This window comes from Salmonella sp. 32120201201600049SM (genome assembly GCF_017572835.1).
Taxonomy (GTDB): Bacteria; Pseudomonadota; Gammaproteobacteria; order Enterobacterales; family Enterobacteriaceae; genus Salmonella; species Salmonella enterica.
The window spans coordinates 454,834-467,853 of sequence record NZ_JAGESA010000001.1; the positions used below are offsets into that span (position 1 = coordinate 454,834).

14 protein-coding genes are annotated in these 13,020 nt (G+C 50.9%); 6 read left to right on the forward strand and 8 right to left on the reverse strand.

The annotated features are described in order from the left end of the window. The first annotated feature begins 67 nt into the window (after window positions 1-67). Together dcp and J4650_RS02305 are read left to right on the forward strand one after the other, a co-directional pair. On the forward strand, window positions 68-2,110 hold the full coding sequence (gene dcp, locus J4650_RS02300) for a peptidyl-dipeptidase Dcp (RefSeq protein WP_023993253.1): 2,043 nt from the start codon (window positions 68-70) through the stop codon (window positions 2,108-2,110). Window positions 2,111-2,454: 344 nt separating this feature from the next. Further along, window positions 2,455-2,637, forward strand: coding sequence for a general stress protein (locus J4650_RS02305; RefSeq protein ID WP_000807642.1), 183 nt, complete (start codon window positions 2,455-2,457; stop codon window positions 2,635-2,637). Between the two features lie 119 nt (window positions 2,638-2,756). On the opposite strand, the gene J4650_RS02310 is transcribed toward J4650_RS02305, so the two are convergent. Continuing rightward, on the reverse strand, window positions 2,757-3,284 hold the full coding sequence (locus J4650_RS02310; protein WP_001235357.1) for a 2-oxo-tetronate isomerase: 528 nt from the start codon (window positions 3,282-3,284) through the stop codon (window positions 2,757-2,759). A 426-nt stretch (window positions 3,285-3,710) separates the two neighbouring features. On the opposite strand from J4650_RS02310, the gene J4650_RS02315 reads away from it, so the two are divergent. Continuing rightward, window positions 3,711-4,103 (forward strand): YdeI family stress tolerance OB fold protein, encoded by a 393-nt coding sequence (locus tag J4650_RS02315; RefSeq protein ID WP_000776348.1) that lies wholly within the window; start codon window positions 3,711-3,713, stop codon window positions 4,101-4,103. A 346-nt stretch (window positions 4,104-4,449) separates the two neighbouring features. On the opposite strand, the gene mgtS is transcribed toward J4650_RS02315, so the two are convergent. Beyond that, window positions 4,450-4,545 carry a protein MgtS gene (gene mgtS, locus J4650_RS02320; RefSeq protein WP_000901531.1) on the reverse strand — a complete coding sequence of 32 codons (96 nt, stop codon included), beginning with the start codon at window positions 4,543-4,545 and terminating at the stop codon, window positions 4,450-4,452. A gap of 247 nt (window positions 4,546-4,792) precedes the next feature. Then, entirely contained in the window at window positions 4,793-5,980 is a 1,188-nt protein-coding gene (gene ydeE / locus J4650_RS02325) for an efflux MFS transporter YdeE (protein ID WP_001070320.1), read from the reverse strand. 227 nt (window positions 5,981-6,207) lie between these two features. Here ydeE and eamA point away from each other — a divergent pair, with 227 nt between their 5' ends. Continuing rightward, window positions 6,208-7,110 (forward strand): O-acetylserine/cysteine exporter, encoded by a 903-nt coding sequence (gene eamA / locus J4650_RS02330; protein ID WP_000987750.1) that lies wholly within the window; start codon window positions 6,208-6,210, stop codon window positions 7,108-7,110. 118 nt (window positions 7,111-7,228) lie between these two features. On the opposite strand, the gene marB is transcribed toward eamA, so the two are convergent. From marB to marR, 3 genes are read right to left on the reverse strand one after another with little or no spacing between them, the layout of a single operon-like run. Beyond that, window positions 7,229-7,444, reverse strand: coding sequence for a multiple antibiotic resistance protein MarB (gene marB / locus J4650_RS02335; protein ID WP_000783049.1), 216 nt, complete (start codon window positions 7,442-7,444; stop codon window positions 7,229-7,231). A gap of 28 nt (window positions 7,445-7,472) precedes the next feature. Beyond that, window positions 7,473-7,856 (reverse strand): MDR efflux pump AcrAB transcriptional activator MarA, encoded by a 384-nt coding sequence (marA, locus tag J4650_RS02340; protein ID WP_000091194.1) that lies wholly within the window; start codon window positions 7,854-7,856, stop codon window positions 7,473-7,475. A gap of 19 nt (window positions 7,857-7,875) precedes the next feature. Further along, window positions 7,876-8,310, reverse strand: coding sequence for a multiple antibiotic resistance transcriptional regulator MarR (marR, locus tag J4650_RS02345; protein ID WP_000843434.1), 435 nt, complete (start codon window positions 8,308-8,310; stop codon window positions 7,876-7,878). Window positions 8,311-8,568: 258 nt separating this feature from the next. Here marR and J4650_RS02350 point away from each other — a divergent pair, with 258 nt between their 5' ends. After that, a complete protein-coding gene (locus J4650_RS02350; RefSeq protein WP_000968968.1) occupies window positions 8,569-9,234 on the forward strand; it encodes a MarC family NAAT transporter in 666 nt (221 codons plus the stop codon). A 47-nt stretch (window positions 9,235-9,281) separates the two neighbouring features. Here J4650_RS02350 and J4650_RS02355 read toward each other — a convergent pair whose 3' ends face one another. Beyond that, complete coding sequence (locus tag J4650_RS02355; protein WP_000154617.1) at window positions 9,282-10,472, reverse strand: sugar transporter; 1,191 nt, start codon at window positions 10,470-10,472, stop codon at window positions 9,282-9,284. A gap of 115 nt (window positions 10,473-10,587) precedes the next feature. Next, entirely contained in the window at window positions 10,588-11,460 is an 873-nt protein-coding gene (locus J4650_RS02360; RefSeq protein ID WP_000366539.1) for a LysR family transcriptional regulator, read from the reverse strand. 102 nt (window positions 11,461-11,562) lie between these two features. On the opposite strand from J4650_RS02360, the gene sad reads away from it, so the two are divergent. Continuing rightward, the gene (gene sad, locus J4650_RS02365) at window positions 11,563-12,951 is read left to right on the forward strand and encodes a succinate-semialdehyde dehydrogenase (RefSeq protein ID WP_000178409.1); all 1,389 of its coding nucleotides are present in this window, start codon (window positions 11,563-11,565) and stop codon (window positions 12,949-12,951) included. Window positions 12,952-13,020: the final 69 nt, after the last annotated feature.

The following is a 13,020-nucleotide window of genomic DNA, read 5'->3' on the forward strand; positions in this document are numbered from 1 at the left end:
TAACACGGTTGCGGTCAGCATAGGGGGAAGCTTACTCTTATGATCAACCTATTTTCAGGAGTGAAAAATGTCGACGAATCCTTTGTTAGACCAGAGTATGTTGCCTTATCAGGCACCGCGTTTTGATCGGATCAAAGATTGCCATTATCGTCCTGCTTTTGATGAGGGCGTGCGGCAAAAACGCGTGGAAATCGAGGCCATCGTCAATCATCCGGCGGCCCCTGACTTTACGAATACGCTTCTGGCGCTGGAGCAAAGCGGGGCGCTTCTGTCACGCGTCACCAGCATTTTTTTCGCGATGACGGCCGCGCACACTAACGATGAACTCCAGCGGTTGGATGAGGCCTTTTCTGCCGAGCTGGCGGCGCTCTCCAACGATATTTATCTGAATAGCGCGTTATTCGCTCGCGTGGATGCCGTCTGGCAACAGCGTCACTCACTGGGGCTGGATGATGAGTCGCTACGGTTGGTCGATGTGATCCATCAGCGTTTTGTGTTGGCAGGCGCGCAGCTTGCCGAAGAGGATAAAGCGCAACTGAAGGTATTGAATACTGAATCCGCGACCTTAATGAGTCAGTTTAATCAGCGTCTGCTGGCGGCAAGTAAAGCGGGCGGGCTGGCGGTCGATGACGCGCATTGCCTGGCAGGATTAAGCCCGGAAGAAATGACCGTCGCTGCTGAAGCGGCGCGTGAAAAAGGCCTGGAGGAGCGCTGGTTCATTCCGCTCCTTAATACGACGCAACAGCCTGCGCTTGCTACGCTGCGCGATCGCCAGACTCGCGAAAATTTATTCGCAGCGTCATGGACTCGGGCGGAAAAAGGAGATGCCCACGATACCCGCGCTATCGTTCAGCGTCTGGTAGAGATTCGTCGCTGTCAGGCAAAACTGCTGGGTTTCCCCAATTATGCCGCATGGAAAATGGCCGATCAGATGGCGAAAACGCCGCAAGCCGCACTGAGCTTTATGCGTGGCATTGTGCCGCCAGCGCGTCAGCGTGTACTCAATGAACAGGCGGAAATTCAGAACGTCATTGATGGTGAGCAGGGCGGCTACACCGTTCAGGCCTGGGACTGGATGTTCTATGCCGAACAGGTACGGCGGGAAAAATATGCGTTAGATGAAGCGCAACTGAAGCCCTATTTTGCCTTAAATACGGTGTTGCAAGAGGGGGTTTTCTGGACCGCCAACCAACTATTCGGCATCACCTTCGTCGAGCGTTTTGACATTCCGGTGTATCACCCTGATGTTCGGGTGTGGGAGATTTTCGATTCCGATGGTGTCGGCATGGCGTTATTTTATGGCGACTTCTTCGCGCGGGACTCGAAAAGCGGCGGCGCGTGGATGGGGAATTTTGTCGAGCAATCCACACTCAATGAAACCCGGCCCGTTATATACAATGTATGTAACTATCAGAAACCGGTTGATGGGCAGCCTGCATTACTGCTTTGGGACGACGTTATTACGCTCTTCCATGAGTTTGGTCATACGTTACATGGTTTGTTTGCCGTTCAGCGCTATGCCACGCTTTCAGGTACCAATACGCCCCGCGACTTTGTCGAGTTTCCCTCCCAGATTAATGAGCATTGGGCGAGCCATCCACGCGTGTTCGAACGCTACGCGCGTCATGTCGACAGCGGTGAAAAAATGCCCGCTGATTTACAGGAAAAAATGCGCAAGGCGAGTTTATTTAATAAAGGTTACGATATGACTGAATTGCTCGGCGCCGCATTGCTGGATATGCGCTGGCATATGCTGGAGGAGAGCGTAGCAGAGCAGTCTGTCGCTGAGTTCGAGCAGCAGGCGCTGGCCGCCGAGCATCTTGATTTACCGGCAGTGCCGCCCCGCTATCGCAGCAGTTATTTTGCCCATATCTTCGGCGGCGGCTACGCAGCGGGATACTACGCCTACCTGTGGACGCAAATGTTAGCGGATGACGGTTATCAATGGTTTGTAGAGCAGGGCGGCCTGACGCGTGAAAACGGGCAGCGTTTTCGTGATGTTATCCTTTCCCGGGGGAATAGTACTGATTTAGAAACGCTTTATTCAGCCTGGCGTGGACATGAACCGCATATTGACCCCATGTTGCAATATCGTGGGCTCGATCGCTAAGCTGATACGGTTGTTCGGCATTGTCGAACAACCGCCTGAAAATGAATCCTGCACTTCTGATGACAGCCAGTTAAATTTATGGGGTTAAGTTGTCTGAATATAACGAGGGCGTGCATTCGGATTTTTCTACTTATTTTCCCGTGGTGGCTTGATTGCCAATGATTTATTACCGCTTCGCTGTTGACGTTTTCGAAAAATATATTTTTCGCTATGTGGCGGTATTATGTAAATAATGCAGAAATGAATTTGACACTGCGCACAGGGCGACTAGATTTAGAACTGTATCACATGATATGAGAAGACATATCATATTTAAAACGCAACATCATCATGAGGATTATATTATGGCAGAACATCGCGGCGGTTCCGGTAATTTTGCAGAAGATAAAGAGAAAGCCTCAGAAGCAGGTCGTAAAGGCGGCCAGCATAGCGGTGGGAACTTTAAAAACGACCCACAGCGTGCATCTGAAGCGGGTAAAAAAGGTGGCCAGAATAGCCACAGTGGCGGACGGAAATCCGGCAATTAATTTTACTCCTGATATTTCATAAATATATTCTGAAATATTGCACATACGATGCGGGCCATAGGCTCGCATTTTTTTATTCTGACCGGGAGTTATTCTGACCGGTCAGATGAAATTATTGTTTATGCTTTCTTCGTTAACAGAAAAAGCAATTCAGCGAGGGCGAAGCGTACGCATTTTTCCAATACTTCCTGACAATCTCCGTTGAAATGTTGTCGGCTTGTAAAAGTTGTATTGTTAATATTCCAGGCAAACCAAACGGTGCCCGCCGGCGTGCCATCTTCGCCGCCTTCCGGCCCGCCATAGCCGCTGATCGCTATGCTAATATTGACCTCAGCCTGATCCTTAGCGCCCTGTGCCATTTCAGTAACGACCGCTTCGCTGACGGCGGTATGTTCGGCAAGACTGTGGCGTTGTACGCGTAAGATTTTTGCTTTGGCTTCATCAGTAAAGGTGACATACCCCACACCGTAAAATGAGGGCGTATCTTCTGCTGCGCACAATGCTGAAGCCAGTTTCCCGCCAGTGCAGGATTCTGCAGTGGTCAGACGGAGTTTCTGGTTAACCAGTAAATCACCAAGTTTTTTTGTCAGGCTATCGACGGATTCGGCTTCATCAAGGGTGACAATATCGTGCTGTTCTAATCTCATCGTTTATTTTTCCGTTACAGAGACAAATGAAATATGTTCGTTCTTCTCAATTATGGCATATTTATTTTATGACATTGTCAGTGAATGATTATTTTATCCAGTTACCAACAAACCCGCTGTTGCATAACTTGCTTACTTTCTTGCGGCGATGACTGTCATTGATTATGCGTAAGGCCATTATCCTCAAAAAATAAAGCCGATTATTCTGAATTGCTATCCAGATGTTGATGCATATGACTTCAGCGATGTGGCAAGTTCTCTATTACGCCGTTACGCTTTCGCGCTCACCGGCGCTGATGTCGGTTGCATATTAATCCGGATGGGTTGATTTTATTGCTTAATATTCTGCGGGTAAATTCATGTTTGTAAAAACTAAAAATAGCGGCCAGACTTAATACGTCAAATAGACGTTATTAAGGAGAGAGCATGAAACTACAGGTGGCTGCATTTTTAAGTTTTCTGATAATGCCTTACGCGCTAGCGGATGATCAAGGGGGATTAAAAAAAGACGTGGCACCGCCGCCGCCTCATGCTATTGAGGATGGTTATCGTGGTACGGATGATGCAGAAAAAATGACCATCGAACAGGCAAAAACCCTGCATGATGGCGCGACCGTTTCGCTGCGCGGCAACCTTATTGATCATAAAGGCGACGATCGCTATGTATTTCGTGATAAGTCCGGCGAGATTAACGTGATAATTCCTTCCGCCGTATTTGATGGGCGGGAAGTTCAGCCGGATCAAATGATCAACATTAACGGTAGTCTGGACAAGAAAGCGAAGGAACCGCTTGTCCGCGTGAACCGATTGCAAAAATAACGCGCGCTAACCGGCAATATCCAGGTCAGCCATACGGGGCATGCGGCTGGCCTGATACCATGGGTCTTGTAAAAGCGCCTGGGGGACAAAAGGTCCCATAATGTCTTATTCAGGTCTGGTTGCGTATCGTTTAAGCTTCATTGATATTGACGGTGCTACAGTCGTTAGCGATCCGTTATCCTCGCAAGAATTTGCCCGGTAGCGTATAAGCAAAACACAAATCTATCCATGCAAGCATTTACCGCTGGTGAACCGGCGGTTTTTTTTGCCTGCCATCCAGACAAAAGCGGCCCCTTGCGCAACGATGCAGCAAGGGGCCGGCTCTGCGAGGGATTATCTCCGTTCATTAATCATCCCATTTGTGACTGAACCAGGCGGCCAGAAATCCGGAAAATAAAATAATTCCTAATACAACGATAAAAAGGTTAATACTGCCTAACATCTCGTTTCTCCTTATTTTAGTGTGCATCCTCTTTTTTAAAAAACCTCGTACAGACTATAGTACTAATTTATACTTAAGCAAAGTCTGAATTGCGTATTTATTTTACTGGAAGGGTAAAGCATTAGAATATTTTCGTCAGCGCCCAGGAATATTCCTGAATTACCGCAGTGACAGCAGATAATTAGCCTGCAATATATAGGGTTAACCCGGTGCGCCAGAAACTGCGCACATCACTGGCTGCAGATAATTAACAGGTAATAGCCTGTTGCGTAGGGGTAATCCGCATTCCTTTTAACATCAGTGCCCAGGCGAACACAATGGCGATTATCAGGACAACGAAAAGCGACCAGGCGGGAAGCGTCGTCAGGATGACGCCGCTGGCCAGCGGGTTTACCGCCGCACCCAGCCAGCCCAGCGATTGCGCTGAAAAATAGCTGGCTTTCATCCCGGCAGGCGCAATGTTGTCAATTAACATATATTCGCCGGGGGCATAAATAATTTCGCCAATCGTGAATACTGCCGCTGAAAGCCCCCAAAAAAACAGATTGTCGCCTGAAAAAATAAATCCGATGAGCCCGGCGATAAAAAAGACGGTGCCGGTCGTCATCATTGGTCGAATATTGACGGCGGTAAGTCGACGGCCCACGGCGTATTGCAAACTGACCACAATAACCGCATTAACCGGCAGGACGACGGCTACCACTTTTTCCGCGAAGCCGCTATCGGCAACGACCATAACGTACTGTGAAATACAGGACGCAAAGGCGCCCCCCACAAAGGAGGCCAGAAATGCCGAAAGCGTAAACCACAATAATGCTTTGTCGCGCAGCAGAACGGAGGGAGACCAGATAGCGGCATTTTTCCCCTCGCTGGCGGCAACCGAACGTGTCACCCATACCTGAATAAAGACCAGCGGAAATGCGGAACAGATAGCGGCAAGCCAGAAGGGTAAATTGATGCTTTGCATCACCAGCAGCGTGCCGAGCGGCGGGCCAACCGTCCAGCCGATATTGAGTACGGTATAGTTGAGCGAAAAAATCCGCGTTTTTGTTGTCGCGGTAAGGTTATCGGCGAACCAGGCCTTCAGGACGGTAGAAAAAACCGAATAGGCGCAGTTAATAAGCGCAAAAAGCAGGACAACCAGTACGACATTGTGCACCATTGGGATGGCGATAAATCCGCAGGCGAAGGCGATAATCGCGAGTAACATGTAGCGCTTTTTATCAAACTTGTCCGCCAGAATCCCAAAGCCAAGACTAAAGACGACGCCAATCGTTAACGCGCTGGTCAGCGCGTAGCCAATCAGATCCACGCCTAAACCGTACTGACGGTTAAGATAGATGGTCATAAAGGGGAGCGTGGCCCCGCGTCCAATTGTCAATAACAGCGATGAGGCGAGTAGAGCCAACGTCGAACGTCTCAATACTGGATTCATTTTTCCTGCCTGAAATGGAGGTTACGTATCGGGACGTTTTAATCTACCGTGCCCGCAAAAGCATGATGTCTATACGCTATAGCGTAGTCTTAACATACCATAACGCAGGATTTTGCCCATCGTGTGTTGTTCAATGCCATGCTCACGGTAAAAAGAAAAGTCCTGTTATGGCGCACTGATTTCCGATAACTTACCTTTTTACAAAATTTTAATAATGACAGGGGCCGATGATGTCGCGTAAAGACGGTTTTTTGGCGTTACTGGTGGTTGTCGTATGGGGGCTCAATTTTGTTGTCATCAAAGTCGGCCTGCACCATATGCCGCCATTATTGCTGGCAGGATTACGATTTTTACTGGTGGCGTTTCCGGCAATTTTCTTTGTCGCCCGGCCTAAAGTCCCGCTTACGCTGTTGCTGGGCTATGGCCTGACGATAAGCTTTGGGCAGTTCGCCTTTCTCTTTTGCGCGATAAAGTTTGGTATGCCCGCAGGACTGGCGTCGTTGGTATTACAGGCGCAGGCCTTTTTTACCATGGCATTGGGGGCGTTTGTTTTTAGCGAGCGGTTACAACGTAAGCAGTTAGCGGGGATCGCCCTGGCGATTATAGGTGTACTGGTATTGATTGAAGCCAGTCTCAACGGACAGCATATAGCGATGTCGGGATTTATGCTGACTCTGGCGGCGGCATTTAGCTGGGCCTGCGGCAATATCTTTAATAAAAAAATTATGCAACATAGTCCGCGCCCGGCGGTGATGTCGCTGGTGGTCTGGAGCGCGCTGATCCCGATCCTGCCGTTCCTGCTGTCATCGCTGCTACTGGAGGGGGCGGATCACATTACGCAAAGCCTTATTACCATCGATATGACGACGATATTGTCGCTGCTTTATCTGGCTTTTGTCGCCACTATACTTGGCTACGGCATCTGGGGCGCGTTACTGGGGCGCTATGAGACCTGGCGCGTGGCGCCGTTATCATTGCTGGTGCCGGTAGTCGGGCTGGCGAGCGCCGCGGTGTTACTCGGGGAAACGTTGACTGGGATGCAGCTTGCGGGCGCAGTACTGATTATGGCTGGACTCTATATCAATGTGTTTGGATTTCGTGTGCGCCGTACTGCGCGCGTCAGGGGATGAGGCATTATGTTACTAAGAAGACAAACGCTAATTTCAGACCATGCCGCGAGGTAATAGCGGCGGACTTGTCATCGCCAGATGGTACTAAAAAAATGCCCCGCAAAACGGGGCAAAGAGGTTAAAGGTGTTGGTCGTTATAATAGGGCACGCCTAATTCATCTGACTTATCGCTGTTCACGCTCACGGGGTGAAGGTCATTTGGCGGATCGCCCACACAGGGCAGAAGCATCACATCGCGGCTATTTTGCGCCACAGGTAACAAAGTTTGTTCTGCAATGCCATATCCGGAGGCGATAAGTAATAGACCCGGCAGGGCGGGAAACAGCATTTTCATAGTGCTCTTCGCGTGGCGCATAAACAAACTAGTAGTTGCCATGGTTCAGCGGCAGCATATACCGTGATTCGCCATGCATATTGGTGATCCGGTATTTGTGTGGCGGCACATCAAAGTAGTTTTTGAACGTCCGGGTCAATGTTTGCTGTGACTCAAAGCCATAGCGTTCCGCCAGATAGAGAATGGGCTCGTTGCTCTCTTTTAATTTTTGCGCGATTTCCGTCATCTTACGGCTGCGGATGTATTGACCTAATGAATGACCGGTCTCTTTTTTAAACATCCGTTGCAGGTGCCATTTGGAATATCCTGAACGCTCAGACACTTTTTCCAGTGAGAGCGGCGACTCCAGGTTATCCTCGATCCAGTCCAAAATGCTATGAATAGTAATAGCGTCAGTGTTGCGTCTGGACATCGTCATACCTCTTTTTTGTCTACGGCAGAATTTTCTTGAGCAAATACTCAAGCGTTGCCACTTCGTCCGCCGTTAAGTTTTTTGTTAATTCCTGATGCAGGTCTTGCCCTGGTCGTTGATGACATTGCTCACAAATTGCCGCGCCGTCCGGCGTTAGCTTCACCAGTACGCCGCGTTTGTCATTAGGATTTGGCAGTCTTTCGATCCAGCCTTTGCACAGCAGGCGGTCGAGCATCCGCGTCAATGCGCCGAGATCGACAGACAGCACTTTTTTAAGTTCAACCGGGGTAATACATCCCGCGCAGCGTATCGAGCACAGCACTTTAAACTGTGTTGCGGTGATATCCAGCGGGGATAAATAGTTATTTAACAGGCGATCTTTTTTTTGATTTACCATGTAGATCAAGCGACCCAGCGGAATGATTTCATTGAACAGATCACTGGTGCTTTTCAAAATGGTTGCCCCGGCAAGTAATTAATTTCGTCAGATACTATTGCCCAGGCAAGTATAAGTCAACTAAATGAATTGGCCGATGCCACGATTTGCTAAAAGGCGTCCGGGGTATTGTGCTGTGATAACTTGTAACTAATTGATAATTACAGGTTATAGGTTGTAGAGGATATTAACTTGCACACTGGCGAAATGGCGCGCCTGGGCAATTTCACTTTATACTTCCGGTTCATGAAACGCTGATGGGTAAGAGATAGTATTATGATGGATTTGTTTAAAGCGATTGGATTGGGGCTGGTCGTACTGCTCCCGTTAGCCAATCCGCTAACCACCGTGGCGCTGTTTCTTGGCCTTGCGGGCAATATGAATAGTGCGGAACGCAACCGGCAGTCCTATATGGCTTCGGTTTATGTCTTCGCTATTATGATGGTGGCGTACTACGCCGGGCAGTTAGTTATGAACACCTTCGGTATTTCGATTCCAGGGCTACGGATCGCCGGGGGGTTAATCGTGGCGTTTATCGGCTTCAGAATGCTTTTCCCGCAGCAGAAGGCGCATGAGTCGCCGGAAGCGAAAAGCAAATCGGAGGAGCTGGCAGACGAACCGACTGCCAATATTGCGTTTGTTCCACTGGCTATGCCAAGCACCGCAGGACCGGGGACCATCGCAATGATCATCAGTTCCGCTTCCACGGTGCGTCATGGCGGCGAGTTTCCCGACTGGGTCATTATGGTCGCGCCGCCGATTATTTTTCTTGCCGTGGCGGTGATCCTGTGGGGATGCTTACGCAGTTCTGGCGCTATTATGCGGCTGGTGGGTAAAGGGGGGATTGAAGCGATCTCCCGCTTAATGGGATTCCTGCTGGTGTGTATGGGCGTGCAATTTATTATCAACGGCGTGTTGGAAATTATTAAAACGTACCACTAAGGCGCATTTTTCGTCTGCCGGAAACCTGTTCCCGGCAGACGAATGTCTTAATGCGGTTGTTCTTCCAGCGTCACTGGCCATTTGCGGAATATGAGCACAGCCCATACCAGCGCGGCACAGGCGGGTATGGCGCCAATATAGCCGATGGCCGACATTGACCAGTGCAAACTCACCTGATTGCCTACCAGCGCGCCAGCGCCAATACCAATATTAAAGATGCCTGAAAATAGCGCCATTGCGACATCGGTCGCGTCCGGGGCCAGCGCCAGTACTTTCACCTGCATACCGAGCCCTATCACCATAATCGCGATGCCCCAGAAAATGCTCAGTATGGCCAGATGCGCTTCGCTATCCGCCGCAGGCAGCAGCAGAAGCAAACAGACAACCAGCAGGGCAATAGCGATACTGACGAGCGACGAGGCATGGCGATTACCCAGTTTACCAAACACGAGGCTGCCGATGATCCCGGCGCCGCCGAGGATCAGTAACAGGACGGTAGCAAAATTCGCACTGAGCCCGGCGACATTCTGAACGAACGGTTCAATATAGCTATAAGCTGTGTAATGCGCAGTCACCACAACGACGGTCAGTACATAGAGGCTCATCAGCGCCGGGCGTCGGAATAGCAAAGGTAAACTTTTTAGTGAGCCGGAATGCTCGCTCGGCAATTTCGGTAGAAGCTTAATCAGACATAGCAGCGTAATTAATGCGCCCATGCCGATGGCAAAAAAGGTGGTGCGCCAGCCAAAATACTGACCAACAACGCGACCTATGGGCAGCCCAAGCACCATGGCCAACGCGGTGCCGGTCGCTATCAGACTTAATGCCTGCGCGCGTTTCCCGGCAGGGGCCAGGCGGATCGCCAGCGAGGCGGTTATCGACCAGAAAATAGCGTGGGCGAAAGCGATACCAATACGGCTAATGACCAGCACGGTAAAGTTCCATGCCAGAAAGGAGAGCACATGGCTGGCAATAAACAAAACAAACAGACAAATGAGTAGCTTACGGCGCTCCATTTGACTGGTAAGAAGCATAAAAGGCAGCGACATGACGGCAACTACCCAGGCGTAAATGGTTAGCATGATGCCGACCTGCGCGGTTTGCATATGAAAGCTTTCAGCAATGTCTGATAGCAAACCAACCGGCACAAATTCTGTGGTATTGAAAATAAAAGCGGCAATAGCAAGCGTAACTACCCGTAGCCACGCGACCTTGCGGGAAACTGGATTGATTGTCATAAAAATATTTCGGGTTAGTTGCGAGAAGGTGAGACCGCGATCTTAAAACGTTTACTGGCGAAAAGACAATCATTTTGTGACCTGCTTCTCATTTACTTCGCAGGCCGTTTCGTCTTCAGTCGACGCTCGCCAGTTGGGCGTTAAGTAACTCGATAAAGGCCTCAAGCTGACGCGTCATCGCCCCGCGCCGCCACATTAGCCATGTGTTAAGCCAGCGCCACTTCTCCGCCAACGGCCAGGCTTCCACCTGATGATGTCCTGGCATACTGTTGAGCATACTTGCTGGCATCAGCGCAATACCTGCGCCGGCAATTACGCACGCCAACATTCCATGATATGACTCCATTTCGTGAATCGTACCGGGGGTCGCGCCATCGGCATGAAACCAGCTTTCGAAATGCCGTCGGTAAGAACAGTTGGCGCGAAAAGCATAGATGTTATAACCATTCACCTCGCTGGCCCGCGAAACGACGGAATGGCCGTGTGGCGCGACGATCATCATCTCTTCCTGGTAAGCCGGTATACCTTCCAGCCCCGGATGCATTAGCGGGCCATCAATAAAGGCGGCGTTCAGCTTTCCCTCGAGCACGCCATCCAGCATGGCGCCGGAAGGACCGGTCGTTAACGCGAACTGAATTTTAGGGTAACGCTGGTTATAACCCGCCAGCAGCGCGGGGATACGTACGGCGGCAGTACTTTCTAACGCGCCGAGTGAAAACAGTCCTTGCGGTTCCTCTCCGGCAACCACCATGCGGGCTTCATCGACCAGCGCCAGGATCTGCTGGCTGTAACGTAAAAAGTTATGCCCGGCTGGTGACAGCCTGAGTCGCTGGTTTTCGCGAATAAACAGAGAGACGCCCAGGTCGGCTTCAAGCTGACGGATACGCGTGGTCAGGTTGGACGGAACGCGGTGCACTTTTGCCGCCGCCTGCGTAATGCTGCCCGTCAGAGCGACAGCGTTAAACATTTCCAGTTGCGTCAGGTCCATGGTTTTCTCAATTCGTGAATAGTCTGGTTAATATTATTCATTTTTCAGAAAGGGTAAAGGGCGTCATGATGGTACAACTCCCCTGATAACGAGAGAAAGAACATGACCATGATGACTGCAACACAGGCGTTATCCGTGAATCCTGCGACCGGCCAGACGCTGGCGGCAATGCCCTGGGCTAACGCGCAAGAGATTGAACATGCGCTGAGTCTGGCGGCGAGCGGTTTCAAAAAGTGGAAAATGACATCGGTAGCGCAACGGGCGCAAACATTACGCGATATTGGTCAGGCGCTTCGCGCTCATGCAGAAGAGATGGCGCAATGTATTACGCGTGAAATGGGTAAACCCATAAAGCAGGCGCGTGCGGAAGTGACGAAATCCGCCGCGTTATGCGACTGGTATGCGGAACATGGCCCGGCAATGCTGAATCCTGAGCCTACGTTGGTAGAAAATCAGCAGGCGGTGATTGAATACCGTCCGCTGGGCGTCATTCTGGCGATAATGCCGTGGAATTTTCCTTTATGGCAGGTGTTACGCGGGGCAGTGCCGATACTGTTGGCGGGGAATAGCTACTTGTTAAAACATGCGCCCAATGTCACGGGTTGCGCGCAGATGATAGCCCGAATCTTGACGGAAGCCGGTACTCCCGCTGGCGTCTATGGATGGGTGAACGCCAATAATGAGGGCGTGAGTCAGATGATTAACGATCCGCGAATCGCGGCGGTGACGGTGACCGGTAGCGTGCGCGCCGGCGCGGCGATTGGCGCTCAGGCTGGGGCGGCGCTGAAAAAGTGCGTACTGGAACTGGGTGGCTCGGATCCGTTTATTGTACTCAATGATGCCGATCTTGAGCTGGCGGTAAAAGCTGCGGTTGCTGGACGCTATCAAAACACCGGACAAGTCTGCGCCGCCGCCAAACGTTTTATTGTCGAAGAGGGCATTGCGCAGGCGTTTACCGATCGCTTTGTGGCGGCTGCCGCAGCATTAAAGATAGGTGATCCTCTGGTTGAAGAGAATGACCTGGGGCCGATGGCGCGCTTTGATTTGCGTGATGAACTCCATCAACAGGTGCAGGCTTCCGTCGCCGAAGGCGCACGGCTACTGTTGGGCGGCGAGAAAATCGCCGGGGAGGGCAACTATTATGCCGCGACCGTTCTGGCGGATGTCACACCTGACATGACTGCATTTCGTCAGGAGCTTTTTGGGCCTGTTGCCGCCATTACCGTTGCAAAAGATGCGGCGCACGCCCTCGTGCTGGCGAATGACAGTGAGTTTGGCCTGTCGGCGACGATCTTTACCGCCGACGATACGCTGGCCGCGGAGATGGCGGCGCGTCTTGAGTGCGGTGGGGTATTCATTAATGGTTACAGCGCCAGCGATGCGCGTGTGGCATTCGGCGGGGTGAAGAAAAGCGGCTTCGGTCGCGAGCTTTCGCACTTTGGTTTACACGAATTTTGTAATGTGCAGACCGTCTGGAAGAACCGCGTCTAATCGCCCTGACGTCGCGTGGCGCCCTCTGCTATACTCGCAGGCCTTTTCAGACCTGCGAGCAAGGAGCAT

Coding starts and splice junctions, on each gene's coding strand:
- J4650_RS02355 (WP_000154617.1), bottom strand. CDS start 10,472: ATGACAATCAATCCAGTTTCCCGCAAGGTCGCGTGGCTACGGGTAGTT.
- J4650_RS02350 (WP_000968968.1), top strand. CDS start 8,569: ATGATGGATTTGTTTAAAGCGATTGGATTGGGGCTGGTCGTACTGCTC.
- marA (WP_000091194.1), bottom strand. CDS start 7,856: ATGTCCAGACGCAACACTGACGCTATTACTATTCATAGCATTTTGGAC.
- J4650_RS02315 (WP_000776348.1), top strand. CDS start 3,711: ATGAAACTACAGGTGGCTGCATTTTTAAGTTTTCTGATAATGCCTTAC.
- mgtS (WP_000901531.1), bottom strand. CDS start 4,545: ATGTTAGGCAGTATTAACCTTTTTATCGTTGTATTAGGAATTATTTTA.
- ydeE (WP_001070320.1), bottom strand. CDS start 5,980: ATGAATCCAGTATTGAGACGTTCGACGTTGGCTCTACTCGCCTCATCG.
- J4650_RS02305 (WP_000807642.1), top strand. CDS start 2,455: ATGGCAGAACATCGCGGCGGTTCCGGTAATTTTGCAGAAGATAAAGAG.
- J4650_RS02360 (WP_000366539.1), bottom strand. CDS start 11,460: ATGGACCTGACGCAACTGGAAATGTTTAACGCTGTCGCTCTGACGGGC.
- dcp (WP_023993253.1), top strand. CDS start 68: ATGTCGACGAATCCTTTGTTAGACCAGAGTATGTTGCCTTATCAGGCA.
- marB (WP_000783049.1), bottom strand. CDS start 7,444: ATGAAAATGCTGTTTCCCGCCCTGCCGGGTCTATTACTTATCGCCTCC.
- J4650_RS02310 (WP_001235357.1), bottom strand. CDS start 3,284: ATGAGATTAGAACAGCACGATATTGTCACCCTTGATGAAGCCGAATCC.
- sad (WP_000178409.1), top strand. CDS start 11,563: ATGACCATGATGACTGCAACACAGGCGTTATCCGTGAATCCTGCGACC.
- eamA (WP_000987750.1), top strand. CDS start 6,208: ATGATGTCGCGTAAAGACGGTTTTTTGGCGTTACTGGTGGTTGTCGTA.